We start from the raw sequence: 15,728 nt of genomic DNA on the forward strand, positions 1-15,728 counted from the left end.
TGAGATTCTTCGCTATATAAAATAAAAACAGTGCTGCTTGTTCGCAGCACTGCCTCGAAATAATATTTGCATCTCAACGCAATAATATCACTTATCTTCCGCCCGCTCATTTCCCGTCTGTTGATGAGGAAGTCGTTGCGTCATGTGCAGAACTCGACGACTCTTTCGAAGAAGTTGTGGATGCTTTAATTGTATCCGGGAATTTCTCTGCTTCCGTTAAACTGGTTGCATCCATGCCATATGCCCATTGACCATCCGGTGTAATGACCCAGATCTGATCCGGTTTGGATGGCACCGTAAGTCCCCGATACACATCTCTAACTGGTTGCCCATTTACCGTCTGTTCAATAGACAAGGTGAATCGTGGAACAGTACCTTTCAGCTCGGACGCTTTGCGTACATCATCTGCTGTTGACAGGTTTTTGATTTTACCGATAAGGGATATGGCGTCTGTGGAATCAATCGTTTTTCCATTCAGTGTCCAGGTCTGCTCTGCAGCACCGTTCTCCGATGTTGATGTTAACATCCAGGTAGCTGCTTCACCTTCCCACTCCAGAGATCCAACATTTGTCTCATCCATGTTGAACGGTGTAGTATCCAACAAATCACGACGAGACAAAGCTATGTTAGTAATCGCCTCTGTCTGTACGGCAACTACGGGACCCTCATCTACGCGCACATATCGTGCGTCATCTGCTGGAAGCTGGCCACCAATAGCCAATTTGATCTCCCGATTATCTTTGAGTTTGATATCCATACGTGTAGCATCTGTTCCTAATCCGTACTTATCCAGATCCGTTGGCGCTTCTTCCACCACCAGTTCCTGATTCGCACCACTCAGAGCATCTAACCAACTGCTAACACTGTAACCGTTCAGAGGATAGGCTTTTGGCTCAACCATCTGCCATACACCATTTTCAAGCGTCAGGGTTGAAGATGCTGCTGTACCAGATGTCTCCTCCGTTGTGTCATGTATTGTGATAGATTGAATATCCCCGGATTGAATACCGAGCAACTTGGCTTGCACCGCTTCTTCTTCTCGAAAATAATTTTGACTGGCCGCGTACACCCAGCCCACAATCAGTACGATGACCACCAGAATTGTTGGGACCCATTTTCTCATACCCGTCTGCGCCTCCACCATAAGAGTACACCTATGATAACAAAGATGAGTGGGAATGCTACAATAGCCACGAAGAAAATCGTTCTGGCCTGTTCGCCATTCAGGTATGCCATCTCATACCCAGCTTGTACCCTTGGGCGAATCGTCAATCCATTTTCTTTCTCACTCAAATAGTTTACCGTATTCAAAATAAAGTCCCGATTGCCACCATTCGCAATTTCCGAATCCTGCATGAAAATGGACGAACCCAGAATAACCGCCTTCGGTTTGCCATCCGTCGTATCGGCTGCATACCCTAATTCAACGGGTCCCTGAATGTCCTCTTCGGCATCATTGGTTGTTTCATTCTGCAATAAGCCGCCGATATTCGTCTCCCCATAACTGTCATTCGAAGAATGCATTAACGGTGAAAGGGTATATTTATCCTGTTCTTTGCTGGTCAGCGCAATCGACAACGACAACATCGGATACAATTGGCTTGCAGCAAGTTTGTCCGTAATTGCATGTGTACCATACTCCGGCACCACCCAGAGTGGCCCCATCGTACTGGCTTGCTGATTATCCACCATGACCGCATGCTCATCAACGACGCCATAGTCAGCCATGAGGGCATCGATGTTTTTCCAACTGGATTTCATATCTTCCACAAATCCGAGGGATAATAACAGCTTGCCTCCATTACTCAGATATGTCCGAATGGCTTTCATTTCCGTATCACTGAGATCACGTTGTGGGCCAATAATGGCGAGTACATCTGCATCTTCCGGAACCTTCCCTGCTTGATTCAGCTGCAACTCTTCCGTCTGCACATTATTTTGTTCCAAGGAGGATTGCAGCGTAGTCATCTGAGCGAGACTCAGCTCTTCATGTCCAGTCAGAAAGACCATTTTATGCATCTCGGTGGATGACATGTTCATGAGCGCCTGCGTAAGTTTTTCCTCACCTGTGAACTGATATGATCCGTCACTTCCGTCACCTGTCGCAGTGAACAAACTGGCGATATCAATCACTTTGTGTTGATCTCCCTGCTCCAGCACAATGGAGCTGCCTGTTATGCCGTATTTGGATGCAAGCGCAGGTTCCTGCGTCAGATTATACTGTTTTAGCTTCAACTTGCTATTGCGTTTCGTGTATTCCTCGACCATATCCGTGACCTCACGGTTCAGGACGGTGTTGTTGGCATTTTCGACGGTTAACACCAGAATGTTGACGTCATCCTTCACATTTTTGATCGCAGTAAGAGACTGGTCAGATAACGTGTATTGTTTGTTCGAGGTCAGATCCAGCTGGAAGCCGCCAAGTGAATTCAGGAACAGTGTTAGCAAAATAAAGATGCCAATCACGGCTACGGATAACACGGTACTGTTGGTATGACTTAACCATTTTTTCATCTTCTCACCTCCACCGCTTCCGTTCCACAATTTGAATGCTTAACAGCAGAAACACACCCGAAAGGGTGACATAGTACAAGATATCCGGCCCACTAAGCACACCTTTCATGAAGCTGTCGAACCGATTAGTCAGGGCAAACGGGTCCAGCCACTGTTGCAAAGCAGAACCTGTATTGCCTGCGAATGAATCAAGCATCCACAAAACGAGCAAAATAATAAAACCCGCCACCGCAGACACCATCTGATGCTGGGATAATGTAGATGCGAACAGTCCAATCGCCATCATGCTTCCGCCCAGGAAAAATAACCCCAGCGCAGACATCCATACCGTCGTCATATCCAATGTCCCATAGAACGACATGATGAATGGGTATACCAGACTACACAGGATGAGCACAACCAGAATGGCCAGAGAAGCAAGATATTTGCCAAAAATAATCTCTGTTACACGTGCCGGAGAAGTCAGCAACAATTCATCCGTTCCCTGTCTAAATTCCTCTGCAACCAGTCGCATCGTTAACAATGGCACAACAAACAGCAGCATGGACAACGTATCGCCCAACACGAGACGATAATCGACAATACTCGGCTGGTAATATACAAAGCTTGAATAGAACAGCAGACTGGTCATCAGTACATATACGGCAAAAGCAAAATAGGACGTTGGTGACAGAAAATAAGCTTGCAGCTCTTTATTGCATACCGCCATCATTCGTCTCATTTGGAGTCCTCCCCTTTGCGAGAATGGGGCGAAGCTTCGGCTGCTGTACTAACTGATGTTCCCGATATACTCGACGAGTCGATGTCCGAAGTTACGTCCTGATCCATCTCTGCCCCAGTAACCTTATCCACATCTGCCGAATTTGCGTCTGTGTCTATTGCCTCGGTTGTGGTCAGCTTCAGGAAGATTTGCTCCAGACTCAGGTTCTCCTTCTTCATCTCCAGTATCGGTAATCCTGCACTTGACAAAAGGTAGAACAACTCCTCCCGGAAATCTTCCGAGTTTTCTCCAGTAAGCAGCATTTTAACCGTTTCCGCTGAATCTGAAGTAAGTGAAGTATCTTTGCTGGTATTCACATCCGACGCTTGAATGACTTCACTCCGCACCTTCTCCCATGGTGTCAGCACATTATGTAATTGCTCCGCAGTGGCCTTCACTTCAATCGACACCTTGAACTGATCCCCCATTGCTGATCCGAAATGCTGAGGTGAACCATCCAGCACGAGCTGTCCCTGATTGATGATCAACATTCGATTACAGAGCGTGCTCACTTCAGGCAAAATATGCGTACTGAGCAGCACCGTATGGTTCTCCCCAAGTTCCCGAATCAGATCTCTAATCTCGATAATCTGATTTGGATCAAGGCCCGATGTTGGCTCATCCAGGACCAACAGATCCGGCTTGTGAATAATGGCTCCTGCCAGCCCGAGACGTTGCTTATATCCTTTGGATAACCCACGTACCATTTGTCTTTCCCGACCCTGAAGTCCCAGTCTGCTAACCATCTCACTGACCCGCAGCTTAACCTCACGTGCCGGGACATCTCGCAAATTGGCTACGAATTTAAGATAGGACTGCACCGTCATATCCGGATACAGTGGCGGAGTTTCAGGCAGATACCCAATCTTGGAACGAACACGCTGACCCTGCTCATGCACCGATACCCCATCCACCATAATGGAACCCGCGGTTGGATGCACATAGCCTGTAATCATACGCATCGTTGTTGTTTTTCCGGCACCATTGGGTCCGAGAAAGCCAACAATCTCACCACGTTCCATGGTGAAATCCAGTTGATGTACGCCGCGCTGCCCTTCGTAAACTTTGCTGACCTGTTTCACTTCGAGCACATCATTCATCCTTTCCCGTTAAAATACCCGTGCAGCATCGTTTAGGATAAATGATGTACACGGGAAGTTCCTTGTATAATACGTGAGGTATCCTAGCCTCAGCTTAATGACACTTAAAAAACAGCTTAAAAATATTTGTCCAAAATGTGAACATTCTGACCAACACCCACACCCTGCGCTTAAAGCCAACGTAACATAGAGTACAGGAGAATGTGCTCCTGACCAAAAGTCAGAGGGTGAATCGTGTGAAAGTATTATTCACGTTTTATGTTCCGAGCGGTGGCGTGGATACGTTAAATCGACTGCGCACCGCTGTTCTGAAACGCCATGGCATTGAAGCGCACCTATTGTATCTCAACACAGGCTCGGGATTGCAGAACAACAGTGATACGCCCATTTTCACCGCGTCCAGTGATGAGGATATCCATCATATCATTCATACTCATCATTATGATGCCATCATTGCCACTTCAGACATCGCTATGCCCGGCCGCTTGAGAGGACTTGGTTATACGGGACGAATAATTTTTGAAGCGCAGGGACTCGGAACACGCGATCAGGCTCTGGAAACGATACAGATGGGTGTCCCCTACCTCCAAGCTCATTGTGATGCTGCCGTTATACCTCCCACAGATCACCTGCTGGATATGTTCATTCATATCTGTCCTTGGCTTCATCGGTTTGTTATTCCCAATATGCTGGATACGGACACCTTCGCACCAATCTTGGTGGATACCCCACCCTATCCGGTGCTGGCTTGGGTAGGACGACTTGAACACAATAAAAACTGGCGTGAATATTTAATCATATCGAGTGAAATCGTCAAAAAAAATCCGGAAGCCAGACTATGGTTATTCCATGATCCAACTTTGGCTAATCCAGAAGATGAGGTCATGTTCCGGCACATGCTGGTAGAATACGGGCTTGAGGATCGGATTGGCATCTTCATCAATGTTCCTCATTCTCAGATGCCTGCATATTATTCCATGATTGCCGCTTCAGGGGGCATCATGTTATCCACTTCTCTGCTTGAAGGATTCGGTTATGCCGTCGCTGAAGCCATTAGTTGTGGCTGCCCGGTGCTCAGCACGGATTCGGATGGTGTACGTTCATTTATCACACATAATAAGACTGGAAAGTTTTATCCAATTGGAAATGTAGAGGCAGCTGTAGCCGAAGCAAGGGACCTCATGAATAACAAGAAACTGCGTGAGTATATTCGCATTCAGGGCAGACAGCATATGAGCTTGTCTTTTTCACCAGATCGATATGCCATTTCTTTCCGTGAAATGATGACAGCACTGCGAATTTTCCATTGAGCATAGCAAAAAAGGCAGTTCAGCAAAAATTCTCTGAACTGCCTTAGTATGGCTTTCAAGAAATCTTAGTGTCCCATCATCATCGCGGGATCAGGCTTGTCGCCATTTTGAAGCTCTTCTTCCTGCATCGGCTTAGGTTTGCGCAAAATCAGACTGAGCAAACATCCGAACAATGCAATGCAAGCGGCCAGGAAGAACGTATCATTAAAACCAGCCACCAAACCATGAACGATAGCGGTCGGCTCTGGACTCGTTGTATTGTCTGCGATTCTTGAAGTAAGGAAGCCTGTAAGCCCTGCAACCGCAAAGGACACGACCACTTGCTGTGCAGCGGCCGTGAGCGGTGTCACCCGTCCAACCAACTTACGCGGTGCAGCATTTAATACATGCGTATTGAGTGGCATCATGGACAAGCCCATACCCAGACCCATCATAACCAGAGCCGTTATAATCAGGCCAAGACCTGTCTCTGCCGTGATGGAGGACAGAATAAACAATGCACCCGAGATAATACCCAGACCCACGAAGGCCAAAGGTCTAGCACCGATTTTATCAAACAACCGACCACCAAGCGGCATACCCACTCCAGAAGCCAACGCCTGTGGCAGTAGAATCAATCCTGTTTCCAGTGCAGTGTATCCTTTGATCTGCTGCAAATAAAGCGGGATCAGGATCATCGCACCGAACAGCGCCACTTGTGACACCCATGCGAGAATAATTCCCCGTGAGAAATCAGATGATTTGAATACCCGGAGTTCGAGCAATGGATTTTGATGACGAAGCTCCACAATAATGAACAAAATGAGCGCAACACCACCCACAATGACACCCGTCAAAGTTGTTGCAGACGTCCAGCTCGTTCCACCCTCACTCACACCGTAAGCGAGCATCGAGAATGCAATTGGCGCCAGAATCATGCCGAGCAGATCCAGTGCAGGCGTACGTCCACGATCTGTATCGGGCAAAAACTTGATACATAGAATGAAAGCTGCAATACCAATGGGCAAGTTAATCAGGAAGATCCAGTGCCAGCTCAGTGATTCAATAAACCACCCGGACAACACCGGACCCAATGCAGGGGCAAGCAGCATCGGAATTCCCAGCATCCCCATGATGGAACCTCTTCGCTCAGGAGGAGCCAGACGAAAGACCATTGCCATACCAATAGGGGCAACCATGCCTCCACCAAGGCCTTGAATGATACGGTAAATGATTAATTGCTCAGGTGATTGGGCAATCGAGCATAATACAGAACCCAAGGTAAACATGGCAATCGTGAACAGGAACACTCTTTTGGCACCAAAACGGTCCGTTAACCAGCCTGCCAGTGGAATAACTGCAGACAAAGCCAAGGTGTAACCCGTAACCGTCCATTGAATGGTCTTCAGGTCGGTCTCGAAATATTGAACGAGATTCGGAATGGCCACGTTCACCACCGTGCTGTCCAGTATAACCATGATCATACCGACGATAATTGCCAGGAGTGGCAGTATAATCGTTTTGATTGAAAACTCTGCGGGCTCCTGGGATACTGCTGTTTGTTCTTTCACGTTCTCCACACTCTTTTCCAGCCAGGAGATCGCAGGCTTATCCATGCGTCTCACTCAGCCTATATTCACGACTAATTTCAAACTATCGTTTTAAATCGTCGTTTTAAACTTTCGTTTAATACTGATCTAATTCTAATGAAAATACCTTTGCTGTCAAGCTATTTTTTCAAGCATTTCTACTATGGATGCACCACAAAAAAATGGAACAGGCACCTTCCCTGCTCCACACGTTGATTAATCATGACTATGCAATGATGTCCATATCAATCTGCAAGCTTCATCATCTGATATTCTGACAGTATGCCCAATGTCTGACCGTGAATACTTCTGCAATATATTCGAATAACCAGATGCTTCGGTGAAGAGCTGTTGCTGATGATCCTCAGTTCATAAGGCTCGGATGACACATCCAGATTATGAATGACCTGATTACCGCCCGCTCCCCCCGAATTTGACGTTAGGTGAAAAAGATGTCGGTACAGTTCTCCGTGAATACTGGCTCCACCAACAAATACATCCGTCCCTTCCTCCCCGCCCACATAGGCCAACTCCACATCCATGTACTTGACGGGAACAAATGTCTGTAACAGATTCTCATGAATTTCAAGTAAATATACCGCCACTGTAGATCCCTCCTTCGGAGCACATGAACCTTCCTGTACATAGGATATGCTTCCTCTCGTCCATTGCCATTTGCATTCACCCATTTTCGACCAATTACACGGAAATGCCCGACCTTCCGGTCCTCTTTTTTCATAGAATAAAAGGATAGAAGCTCGGCCGGTGCAGGCCGTGACAAGGAGGTAGCTATGAAAGTTCTGCTCGTTACGTATTGGGAGCTTACACATATGGGAGGCATATGGACATATGTTAAACAACTGGCCGACAGGTTAATCGCACTTGGTGTAGAGGTTGATATCATGGGCACAAATGGTGCCAATAACGAAGTATATGTTCGTAATCTGAACCGCGCTTTCTCCAAGGATAAGGTGTGGCCCATGCTGCAAGCCAAACTCAATCCGACTGATCTGCCACAATTCACTGCCGATCCTCTTCTCGCTTATTATGAACTGAATAGATATGCCTTCGAGATGGCAGCCGCTTATCTGGGGGTGGACCACTACGACGTTATTCATGCACAAGACCCAGTAGCTGCCGTAGCCATAAAACGCATCTTGAACCGCAATATCCCACTGGTTACAAGCTATCATGGCGCTCTTGCACGCGAAGCCTTTTACGATGCACAAAATTCCAACCCACAGCTTACTCTCCCTTCATATTTGCAATCCAAGCGTGGACGTTATTTTCTCTCATTGGAAGAGCGAAGTGCAGCACAGTCCGAGCTCATTCTCGTGTCAAGCCACTGGATCAAGAGTACGCTTACAGAGCTTGCCGTTCCTGAATCAAAGTTCAGACAGATTCCCTATGCTGTAGATCTCCCAGCCTACCGTGCCTCAGCAGCTGTGAAGTTCCGCCAGCGACCACCTGCGGGCAAGAAAGTCATTGCCTTTACCGGACGACTTGAATACATCAAGGGTGTTCATGTGTTAATCAAGGCCTTAGCCAGTCTGAAAAACAAACGTTCCGATTGGGTCTGCTGGATCGCAGGAGAAGGCAATCTAACCGATGAATTGCGAGCACAGGCCGCGTCAACGGGTATTGGAGCGGATGTTGTGTTCTGGGGCAAGCTGGACAATATTCCTTCCTTCCTGCGCCATGCAGATATCTATGTCCAGCCCAGCCTGCAGGACACCCAGCCGTTCTCCGTTACCGAAGCGCAACTGGCGGGTGTACCTGTTATCGTCAGTGGTACAGCCGGCATGCCTGAGATGGTTGAACCTGGACGTACGGGATGGGTTGTTCCTCCGCAGGATGTCGACTCGCTCCGTGAACTGTTGGATGCACTACTTGAGGATAATCTTACCCGGAGAACAGTGGGTGCGGCGGCGAAAGCCTGGGCTGAACAACATCGTTCACTGGAAGTGATGGGATTGCGTACATTTCAAGTCTACCAAGAAGCCATCTACAGAGGAGGACATACGATATGACGTTACTTGTACCGAGTGATCTGTACAATCGCTGGTTTTCGACTCCAGTTTCCACACCTCACATCGACGTGGATTACGCTGTAATGAATGAATTGATGAAGAAGCTGCCTAAAGGATATGTATTTCCCGATCCTGCATCCATGGCGATCATGAATTCAAAAGATTGAGTTGTCCAATGATATGCCGTCTTTATATAACATGCCGAAATATCAAACAAGGGGTGTCCCATCTGTCATATGAATGACTGAGGACACCCCTTGTTCGCTTCAAATGTGTTCTAACGGACCGAGAACACGCTATTACAGATCTCTTTAATCTGTCGCCAACTTGGAATACATATTCAGATCACTGAACGTTTCGCCTACCCTCTCGTATGCTCTGAGGGTGCCTTCGCATGTGAAATTGAGCTTTTGTAATAGCTTGATAGAATTCACATTACCGGGATCAACCTTTGCTTCGATTCGATTCAGCTTCATAGTCGAGAATGCATGAGCTAATAAAGAAGAGATCGCTTCCGCAGCATATCCTTTCCCCCAGTGTGATCTGGCAATGTCATACCCGATTTCTGCTTTAAGATTGTCAAAATCCAGTGAATTATAACCACATGAACCTATGATTTCGTTGGACTCTTGCGCAAAGATAGAGAACCGAATGGCCTTATTTTCCTGAGAAAGATCATCCAGAAGATTAATCATGGCTATAGCTTGATTTTCATCCGTAAAATGAGTGATATTCATAAATCTAGTTACATCTGGATCAGACCAAATCTTAAACAAACTGGCCGAATCCGCTACGTCCATTTTTCGCAAATATAACCGTTCTGTGTGTAACTCTGTAATCAATACTCTTACCTCCATTAGTTTATTAATAGTTGGGTTTAAGATATTGATATCTGCGCATAGTCCAGTCCCTTCCGTGTATGAATCATTTCATTATACAGAGACTTCAGCAATCGTTCACCCTTTCTGTCCACGAATCTGTCCATAGAGCAAAAAAAGAGCTTACCACTTATAACACTTAAAGAGTGTTTCATAAGGGTGCTCTCCTGTCCATTTAACATCTATTCCATTTAGCCATCATTGCCAAAGCCGTCTACTTCCAATACCCACCAACCTGAAGCAAGTTGAACAGAATAGGCCGATGCTTCGCCTGAACCCGTTCCATCTCGGCAACCAGTGCCTTGAAGTGACGTTTGGTTCCCATTGACTCATGCAATCGGTAGCACATCAGAGGTTCATTGTAGTAGAACAGCTCATACATTGGAAACAGCCTCATCCACATCTCATAGTCATGGGTGTAGCGAAAATCAGTGTCGAACAGTCCAAACCGCTCAAATGCTTCCATCTCTAACATGACAGTACAGCCGTTGATCGGACAACCTTCCAGCAGTACCTGCAACATCTCCAGACGACTTCCCACTTCCGGATGCACCGTATCCAACCATTCACTCTTCTCATTCACATAATGGTAGGCACCATGGCAGAATGAAGCCTTGACCTCTCGCATAAACTTCAGTTGTTTCTCTACCCGATCTAGCAGCATCACATCATCTGAGCTGAGCCAGACAAAGTAATCCCCTGTTGCATGCTTGATGCCCTCATTTAATGCTGTCGCTGTTCCACCGTTTTCTTTGTGAATATAGCGGATGGAATCCATAAATGGTTGTAGCTTCTCTACGTGCTCAGTTGACCCATCATCCACTACGATGACTTCGATATGCGGATACGTCTGGTGAATGGCACTGTGAACAGCCTGCTCGATATAAGCACAATTGTAAAAAGGAATGACGATCGATACTTTTGGCTCCATTCGGGCCTTCCCCTCCTCTTACTGTCTTAGGTAAAATGCTGCGCAAAGAGGGCGTTAATCAGCCATCTTTTGGCTTTCATAACTGCCCTCCCTACGCTACCCGCCAAGCGTCGCTATTCGCTGCAACAGTGGTTCCCGATATCTGGACCATACCATGGATGCCTCTCTGCCGATGACATCCGCATGACGTACCGATCCCATTCCACCATGCCAGCGATATGCGGTAAGTGACTCGTTCAGGTATGGAAACCGATGACCGTTCAGCAAAATCCGCATCCAGAGATCCAGATCATGGGTGTAGGGCAGAAGCTCATCAAACAATCCCACTCCGCTGAACAGATCCTTGCGGATCATGACAGTACAACCGTTGACTGGATTGCTGTTAACGAACACTCGCAGCCAATCCAGATCGGCCATCGGTGCAGGTCCTCCGTTTAACTTGGTCACTGCGGAATGTTCATTGATATAATGAAAGTTCGTATGGGAGACGAGCACATTCTCGCGTTGCATAAACTCCAGCTGATGCCGGATTTTATCCGGGTACAGATAATCATCCGAACTGAGCCAGGCTACATAATCACCAGAGGCATGGCGGATGCCATGATTAAGTGCTGAAGCCGTCCCGCCATTGCTTTTGCCAAGCACATTAATATAAGGAAGATAGGGTTGAAGCAACTCTGCATGCCGGGTTGAACCGTCATTCACAACAACGATCTCCACATCGGGATACGTCTGGTTCAGCGCACTCTGAATTGCCTGAGGCACATAAGGACAGTTGTAAAATGGAATGACAATGGTTACTCTCGGATTCAACTTGTCGTCCTCCCTTGCTGGACACGAACATCACTCAGGATATCCTGAAGCGATGTGGCAAATGGAATCATCGGCTGCCACCCAAGCTTGCGCAGCAGTGATAATTCCTCCTGTTTCCCCGAACCATCCGGACCAGAAGATGCCCCGTCCCAGCGAACAGGGACTTCCGCTGCTGTCATGGACAACAGCAGATCTGCAATTTCACCAAGACTGCGCTCGACTCCAGACACCACCGGGTATACTGTACCGCTGGACCCGTGTATCAAAAGTGTCGCATACGCTCTGACGGCATCCCGCACATCCAGAAAGTCACGCGTATTGTCCCGTCCGGACAGACGGAATGCCTCGGTTTTGCCCGCCTGCTCACAGGCAACAACATGGCGTGCAAGCAGTGAACAGATGCCTGTGGAAGGACCCGCACCAATCAGATTGCCTGGCTCCGCCAACATGATCTGTTGTCCGAAGAGCGACATCCACGACAAGGACACCATCTCTTCCAGCGCTTTACTGAGGCTGTATGGATGCGGAGGCTGGGGAATCCGGCCAGGTTCCGGCGTATATTTTAACCTCGATCCTACAATAACGGTTCGTGCTGTCGGACAACTGCGAAGCGCATCCAGCAGATACAGCACGGCCATCACATTGGTCTCCAGGACCAGTAGCGGATCAGACCACGAATCAGGCACTGAATTTTTGCCAGCAAGATGCAGCACATAGTCGGGCTGCACCTCGCCGATCAGATGACGCACTTGCTGTTTATCGTTCAGATCACAGACATGGACCTGAGTACCATTACCAAACGAATACACATCCGGTCTCCGGACTACCGCCGCAACCACTGCACCAACTTCCCGAAAATAAGATACGGCATGTCGCCCGGTAAAACCGGAGGCGCCTGTAATCAGCACTTTCTTGCCTCTCAGCTCTGCTCCATCCATAATGCCAACTCCTTCAGCATTGTAGAATACTCCGGCAGGTCTGTCTTCACATCCTCGCGAGTGGACACCAGCGTACGGTCTTGCACTACACTGTCATCACGTACAATCGTCACATCCTGCTTATCCCAGGTCTGCTTGAATAACACAAGCAGGTCATGCTTGCTCACAGGTACCGGATGAGCCAGATGGATGAGACCACTAACGGGTGAAGCCAGGTAATGGTCTACCCATTTGGCCAGCTCAAGTGTGGTCACACCGTTCCAGAATACGCGGGTATACCCGCCGACTTCACCTGTGCTGGACATAAACCATTGCATCAGACCAATACCGCCCTGCCGAATCTCGGGTCCAATGATGGACGTACGGATCGTCAGATGACCTTCATCCTGAACTTCGCCAAGTGCTTTGGTGATGGCGTAAGCTGAAGTCCCATCCGTAACATCATCTTCCCGGTATGCTCCCCGTTCCCCGCTGAACACACAGTCCGTGCTGATATGAATCAGGCGTGCACCAATCGTATCTGCAACCCGCCGCAGACGATGTGGCAGGAAACCGTTAATATGATATGCAGTAATTTTGTCCTCATCTGCGAAGTTGTTCAACACACCTACAGCATTAATAATCACATCCGGGTGCACAGCTTCTACCAATCGATCAACCATGAAGCTGTCGTTCACATCCAGGAGCAGACCATTGGGGTCCGTTACATCCCGAGATGTGTAGAAGACGCTGTGTGCACCTTGACGGCGGAAATAGTCGACCAAAATATGGCCGGCCATTCCGTTTCCACCAAGTATCAGCAGTTTCATGACAAGAATCCTCCGCGCATCAGAATTTCACGAATCTCCTCTTTGGTCATGAGTTGGTGTTCAGAACTGAAACTGTTAAAGGAGACCGGGGGACAATTGGTATAATGTTCACGCAGACCCGGTATACCCAGGGTAGGCAGAATAACCAGGTACTGCTCATCGTAGACAACGGTGGTCATGCTCTCGAATTCACTCATCAATATTTCGTGGATTTTCTCTCCTGGACGAATACCACGTTCCACAATGGACACGTTCTCCACCCCGGAATCCTCAATCAGCACTTCAGCGAGATCCACGATTTTGCATGTCGGCATCGTCATGACAAAGATCTCTCCACCGACACTTTCCACCGAAGCTTTGAACAGCAGGGTAATCGCGTCCTTCAGAGTAAGAAAGAATCGAGTCATGCTCATGTCCGTGATGGACACCTGCCCTTTCTGGCGGATCTGATTCTTGAACAGATGCACCACACTGCCGTTTGTTCCCAGTACATTTCCACCCCGCACCGTAACAAATTTGGTGTCGCTGTGCAACAAGTTGGCATATACGATCAATTTCTCGCCGATGGCCTTCGTCATGCCATAAAAGTTGGATGGATTGGCAGCCTTGTCAGTCGAGATATAGATAACCTTTTTCACCTTGTTCTCAATAGCCGCTTCGATCACATTCTGTGTACCAATGACATTGGTTTTGAGTGCTTCGTACGGCTGATCTTCACACACCGGAACATGCTTGAGCGCAGCCAGATGGAATACATAGTCCACATGCTGGCAGGCAGCCGTCAAGGCGTCCTTGTCACGGATATCTCCAATCCGGAAATGAAGACGCGAGTCTTCAAAATCACGACTCATGGCCACTTGGCTGGACTCGTTCCGGGAATACACAATAATTTCTTTGGGCTGCTGGGGCAGCAGTTGAGCTACAAGTTCATAACCCCATGATCCCGTACCGCCAGTCACGAGTATACGCTTATTTTCAAACATGCATTTTCCCTCCAAGCAGAAATTTAACCACTTTACTGGATACGTCTGTTGCTTTGTAACCTTGCGGACAGTCCCAATCGTTAGACATCTGAGTCATGACCTTCACACAATCGGCGATACGTGCCGCATCCAGACCGGAGACCACATTGCTTCCGCAATCTACTGTTTCCGGACGTTCTGTCGTTCGACGCATGGTCACGGTCGGTACACCCATAATGCAGCACTCCTCCTGCACGGTACCGCTATCCGTGAGTGCGCAGCGTGCATGACGTTCAAGCATTACAAAGTCGAAGAATCCAAACGGCTCGTGAAACTCCACCAGCGGGTTCATCTCCAGTTGCAGATGCTCCGCAATCCGGATTGCTGTTCGTGGATGAATGCTGCAGATCACACGCAACCCATGTTCCTCAGCGACCTGGTTCAGTCCTTTCATAATCTCCAGCAAATGAGGAGGGTGATCCACATTCTCAGCCCGATGGGCGGTAACCAAAAAGTATTGCCCGGACTTCAGCTTGAGCTTCTTGAGTATTTTGCTGGAGCTTACCTGTGCGTCATAGTGCTGCATCACTTCATAGATGGGATTGCCCGTGAGCACGATCCGCCTGCTGGGCACCCCTTCGCTGACCAAATGTTTTTTGCTCTGTTCCGTGTAAGGCATATTAACGGTGGAGATGGCATCAATAACCTTACGATTTTTCTCCTCAGGCACATCCAAATCGAAGCAACGATTGCCTGCTTCCATATGAATAACAGGAACACCCATGCGCTCAGCCAATACTGCACATAATGCGCTATTGGTATCGCCGAGCAGCAGCAATTTATCGGGTTTCTCCTGCAATATCAGATCTTCCATCTGCGTAAACATCGAGGATAGCTGTCGTCCCAGAGTGGCCGCTTCATCCTGAAGAATGTAATCCGGTGCGCGCAGGCCCATTTCCTTGAAAAAGAGACCGCTGAGACTTTCCGTGAAGTTCTGTCCCGTGTGCACCAGAATATGTTTGGACGCGTACTGGTCCAGCTTGGAGATGATCAGGCTGAGCCGTATGATCTCAGGTCTCGTACCCAGCACCGTCATGATCTTCATCGTAATCCCT

General features: G+C 48.0%; 16 protein-coding genes. 3 read left to right on the top strand and 13 right to left on the bottom strand.

Features of this window, described 5'->3' with window-relative positions; translation table 11 throughout:
• Positions 1-106: 106 nt before the first annotated feature.
• The 4 genes from J2X75_RS20550 to J2X75_RS20565 are packed head-to-tail and all read right to left on the bottom strand — an operon-like array spanning position 107 to position 4,365.
• On the bottom strand, positions 107-1,123 hold the full coding sequence (locus tag J2X75_RS20550) for a DUF4340 domain-containing protein (protein ID WP_310339633.1): 1,017 nt from the start codon (positions 1,121-1,123) through the stop codon (positions 107-109).
• On the bottom strand, positions 1,120-2,514 hold the full coding sequence (locus J2X75_RS20555) for a GldG family protein (protein WP_282320351.1): 1,395 nt from the start codon (positions 2,512-2,514) through the stop codon (positions 1,120-1,122). The genes J2X75_RS20550 and J2X75_RS20555 overlap by 4 nt, the downstream gene beginning before the upstream one ends.
• A 4-nt stretch (positions 2,515-2,518) precedes the next feature.
• Positions 2,519-3,235 carry an ABC transporter permease subunit gene (locus tag J2X75_RS20560; protein ID WP_017692528.1) on the bottom strand — a complete coding sequence of 239 codons (717 nt, stop codon included), beginning with the start codon at positions 3,233-3,235 and terminating at the stop codon, positions 2,519-2,521.
• A complete protein-coding gene (locus tag J2X75_RS20565) occupies positions 3,232-4,365 on the bottom strand; it encodes an ABC transporter ATP-binding protein (protein ID WP_310339638.1) in 1,134 nt (377 codons plus the stop codon). Before J2X75_RS20565 ends, J2X75_RS20560 begins: the two co-directional genes overlap by 4 nt.
• Before the next feature lie 245 nt (positions 4,366-4,610).
• On the opposite strand from J2X75_RS20565, the gene J2X75_RS20570 reads away from it, so the two are divergent.
• Positions 4,611-5,684 carry a glycosyltransferase family 4 protein gene (locus tag J2X75_RS20570; RefSeq protein WP_310339641.1) on the top strand — a complete coding sequence of 358 codons (1,074 nt, stop codon included), beginning with the start codon at positions 4,611-4,613 and terminating at the stop codon, positions 5,682-5,684.
• 65 nt (positions 5,685-5,749) lie between these two features.
• On the opposite strand, the gene J2X75_RS20575 is transcribed toward J2X75_RS20570, so the two are convergent.
• Both J2X75_RS20575 and J2X75_RS20580 read right to left on the bottom strand, forming a co-directional pair.
• Positions 5,750-7,279 carry a DHA2 family efflux MFS transporter permease subunit gene (locus tag J2X75_RS20575; protein ID WP_310339643.1) on the bottom strand — a complete coding sequence of 510 codons (1,530 nt, stop codon included), beginning with the start codon at positions 7,277-7,279 and terminating at the stop codon, positions 5,750-5,752.
• Between the two features lie 218 nt (positions 7,280-7,497).
• Positions 7,498-7,857 (bottom strand): hypothetical protein, encoded by a 360-nt coding sequence (locus J2X75_RS20580; protein ID WP_076253288.1) that lies wholly within the window; start codon positions 7,855-7,857, stop codon positions 7,498-7,500.
• Positions 7,858-8,043: 186 nt separating this feature from the next.
• On the opposite strand from J2X75_RS20580, the gene J2X75_RS20585 reads away from it, so the two are divergent.
• Together J2X75_RS20585 and J2X75_RS20590 are read left to right on the top strand one after the other, a co-directional pair.
• The gene (locus J2X75_RS20585) at positions 8,044-9,282 is read left to right on the top strand and encodes a glycosyltransferase family 4 protein (protein ID WP_249912881.1); all 1,239 of its coding nucleotides are present in this window, start codon (positions 8,044-8,046) and stop codon (positions 9,280-9,282) included.
• A complete protein-coding gene (locus tag J2X75_RS20590) occupies positions 9,279-9,449 on the top strand; it encodes a hypothetical protein (RefSeq protein ID WP_167483784.1) in 171 nt (56 codons plus the stop codon). Before J2X75_RS20585 ends, J2X75_RS20590 begins: the two co-directional genes overlap by 4 nt.
• Positions 9,450-9,593: 144 nt before the next feature.
• Here J2X75_RS20590 and J2X75_RS20595 read toward each other — a convergent pair whose 3' ends face one another.
• From J2X75_RS20595 to wecB, 7 genes are all read right to left on the bottom strand, one after another.
• Positions 9,594-10,124 carry a GNAT family N-acetyltransferase gene (locus J2X75_RS20595; protein WP_150366091.1) on the bottom strand — a complete coding sequence of 177 codons (531 nt, stop codon included), beginning with the start codon at positions 10,122-10,124 and terminating at the stop codon, positions 9,594-9,596.
• A gap of 250 nt (positions 10,125-10,374) precedes the next feature.
• A complete protein-coding gene (locus tag J2X75_RS20600; protein WP_307542467.1) occupies positions 10,375-11,091 on the bottom strand; it encodes a glycosyltransferase in 717 nt (238 codons plus the stop codon).
• Positions 11,092-11,187: 96 nt separating this feature from the next.
• Positions 11,188-11,904: a glycosyltransferase gene (locus J2X75_RS20605; RefSeq protein ID WP_310339649.1), complete on the bottom strand. Its 717-nt coding sequence runs from the start codon at positions 11,902-11,904 to the stop codon at positions 11,188-11,190.
• Positions 11,901-12,842, bottom strand: a complete 942-nt coding sequence (locus tag J2X75_RS20610; RefSeq protein ID WP_307542463.1) for an NAD-dependent epimerase/dehydratase family protein — start codon at positions 12,840-12,842, stop codon at positions 11,901-11,903. Before J2X75_RS20610 ends, J2X75_RS20605 begins: the two co-directional genes overlap by 4 nt.
• Complete coding sequence (locus J2X75_RS20615; protein ID WP_310339652.1) at positions 12,824-13,651, bottom strand: dTDP-4-dehydrorhamnose reductase family protein; 828 nt, start codon at positions 13,649-13,651, stop codon at positions 12,824-12,826. The genes J2X75_RS20610 and J2X75_RS20615 overlap by 19 nt, the downstream gene beginning before the upstream one ends.
• Complete coding sequence (locus J2X75_RS20620; RefSeq protein WP_307542461.1) at positions 13,648-14,634, bottom strand: polysaccharide biosynthesis protein; 987 nt, start codon at positions 14,632-14,634, stop codon at positions 13,648-13,650. Before J2X75_RS20620 ends, J2X75_RS20615 begins: the two co-directional genes overlap by 4 nt.
• Positions 14,627-15,718 carry a non-hydrolyzing UDP-N-acetylglucosamine 2-epimerase gene (wecB, locus tag J2X75_RS20625; RefSeq protein ID WP_310339655.1) on the bottom strand — a complete coding sequence of 364 codons (1,092 nt, stop codon included), beginning with the start codon at positions 15,716-15,718 and terminating at the stop codon, positions 14,627-14,629. Before wecB ends, J2X75_RS20620 begins: the two co-directional genes overlap by 8 nt.
• Between the last annotated feature and the right edge of the window lie 10 nt (positions 15,719-15,728).

Source organism: Paenibacillus sp. 2003 (assembly GCF_031455635.1).
Lineage (GTDB): Bacteria > Bacillota > Bacilli > Paenibacillales > Paenibacillaceae > Paenibacillus > Paenibacillus amylolyticus_B.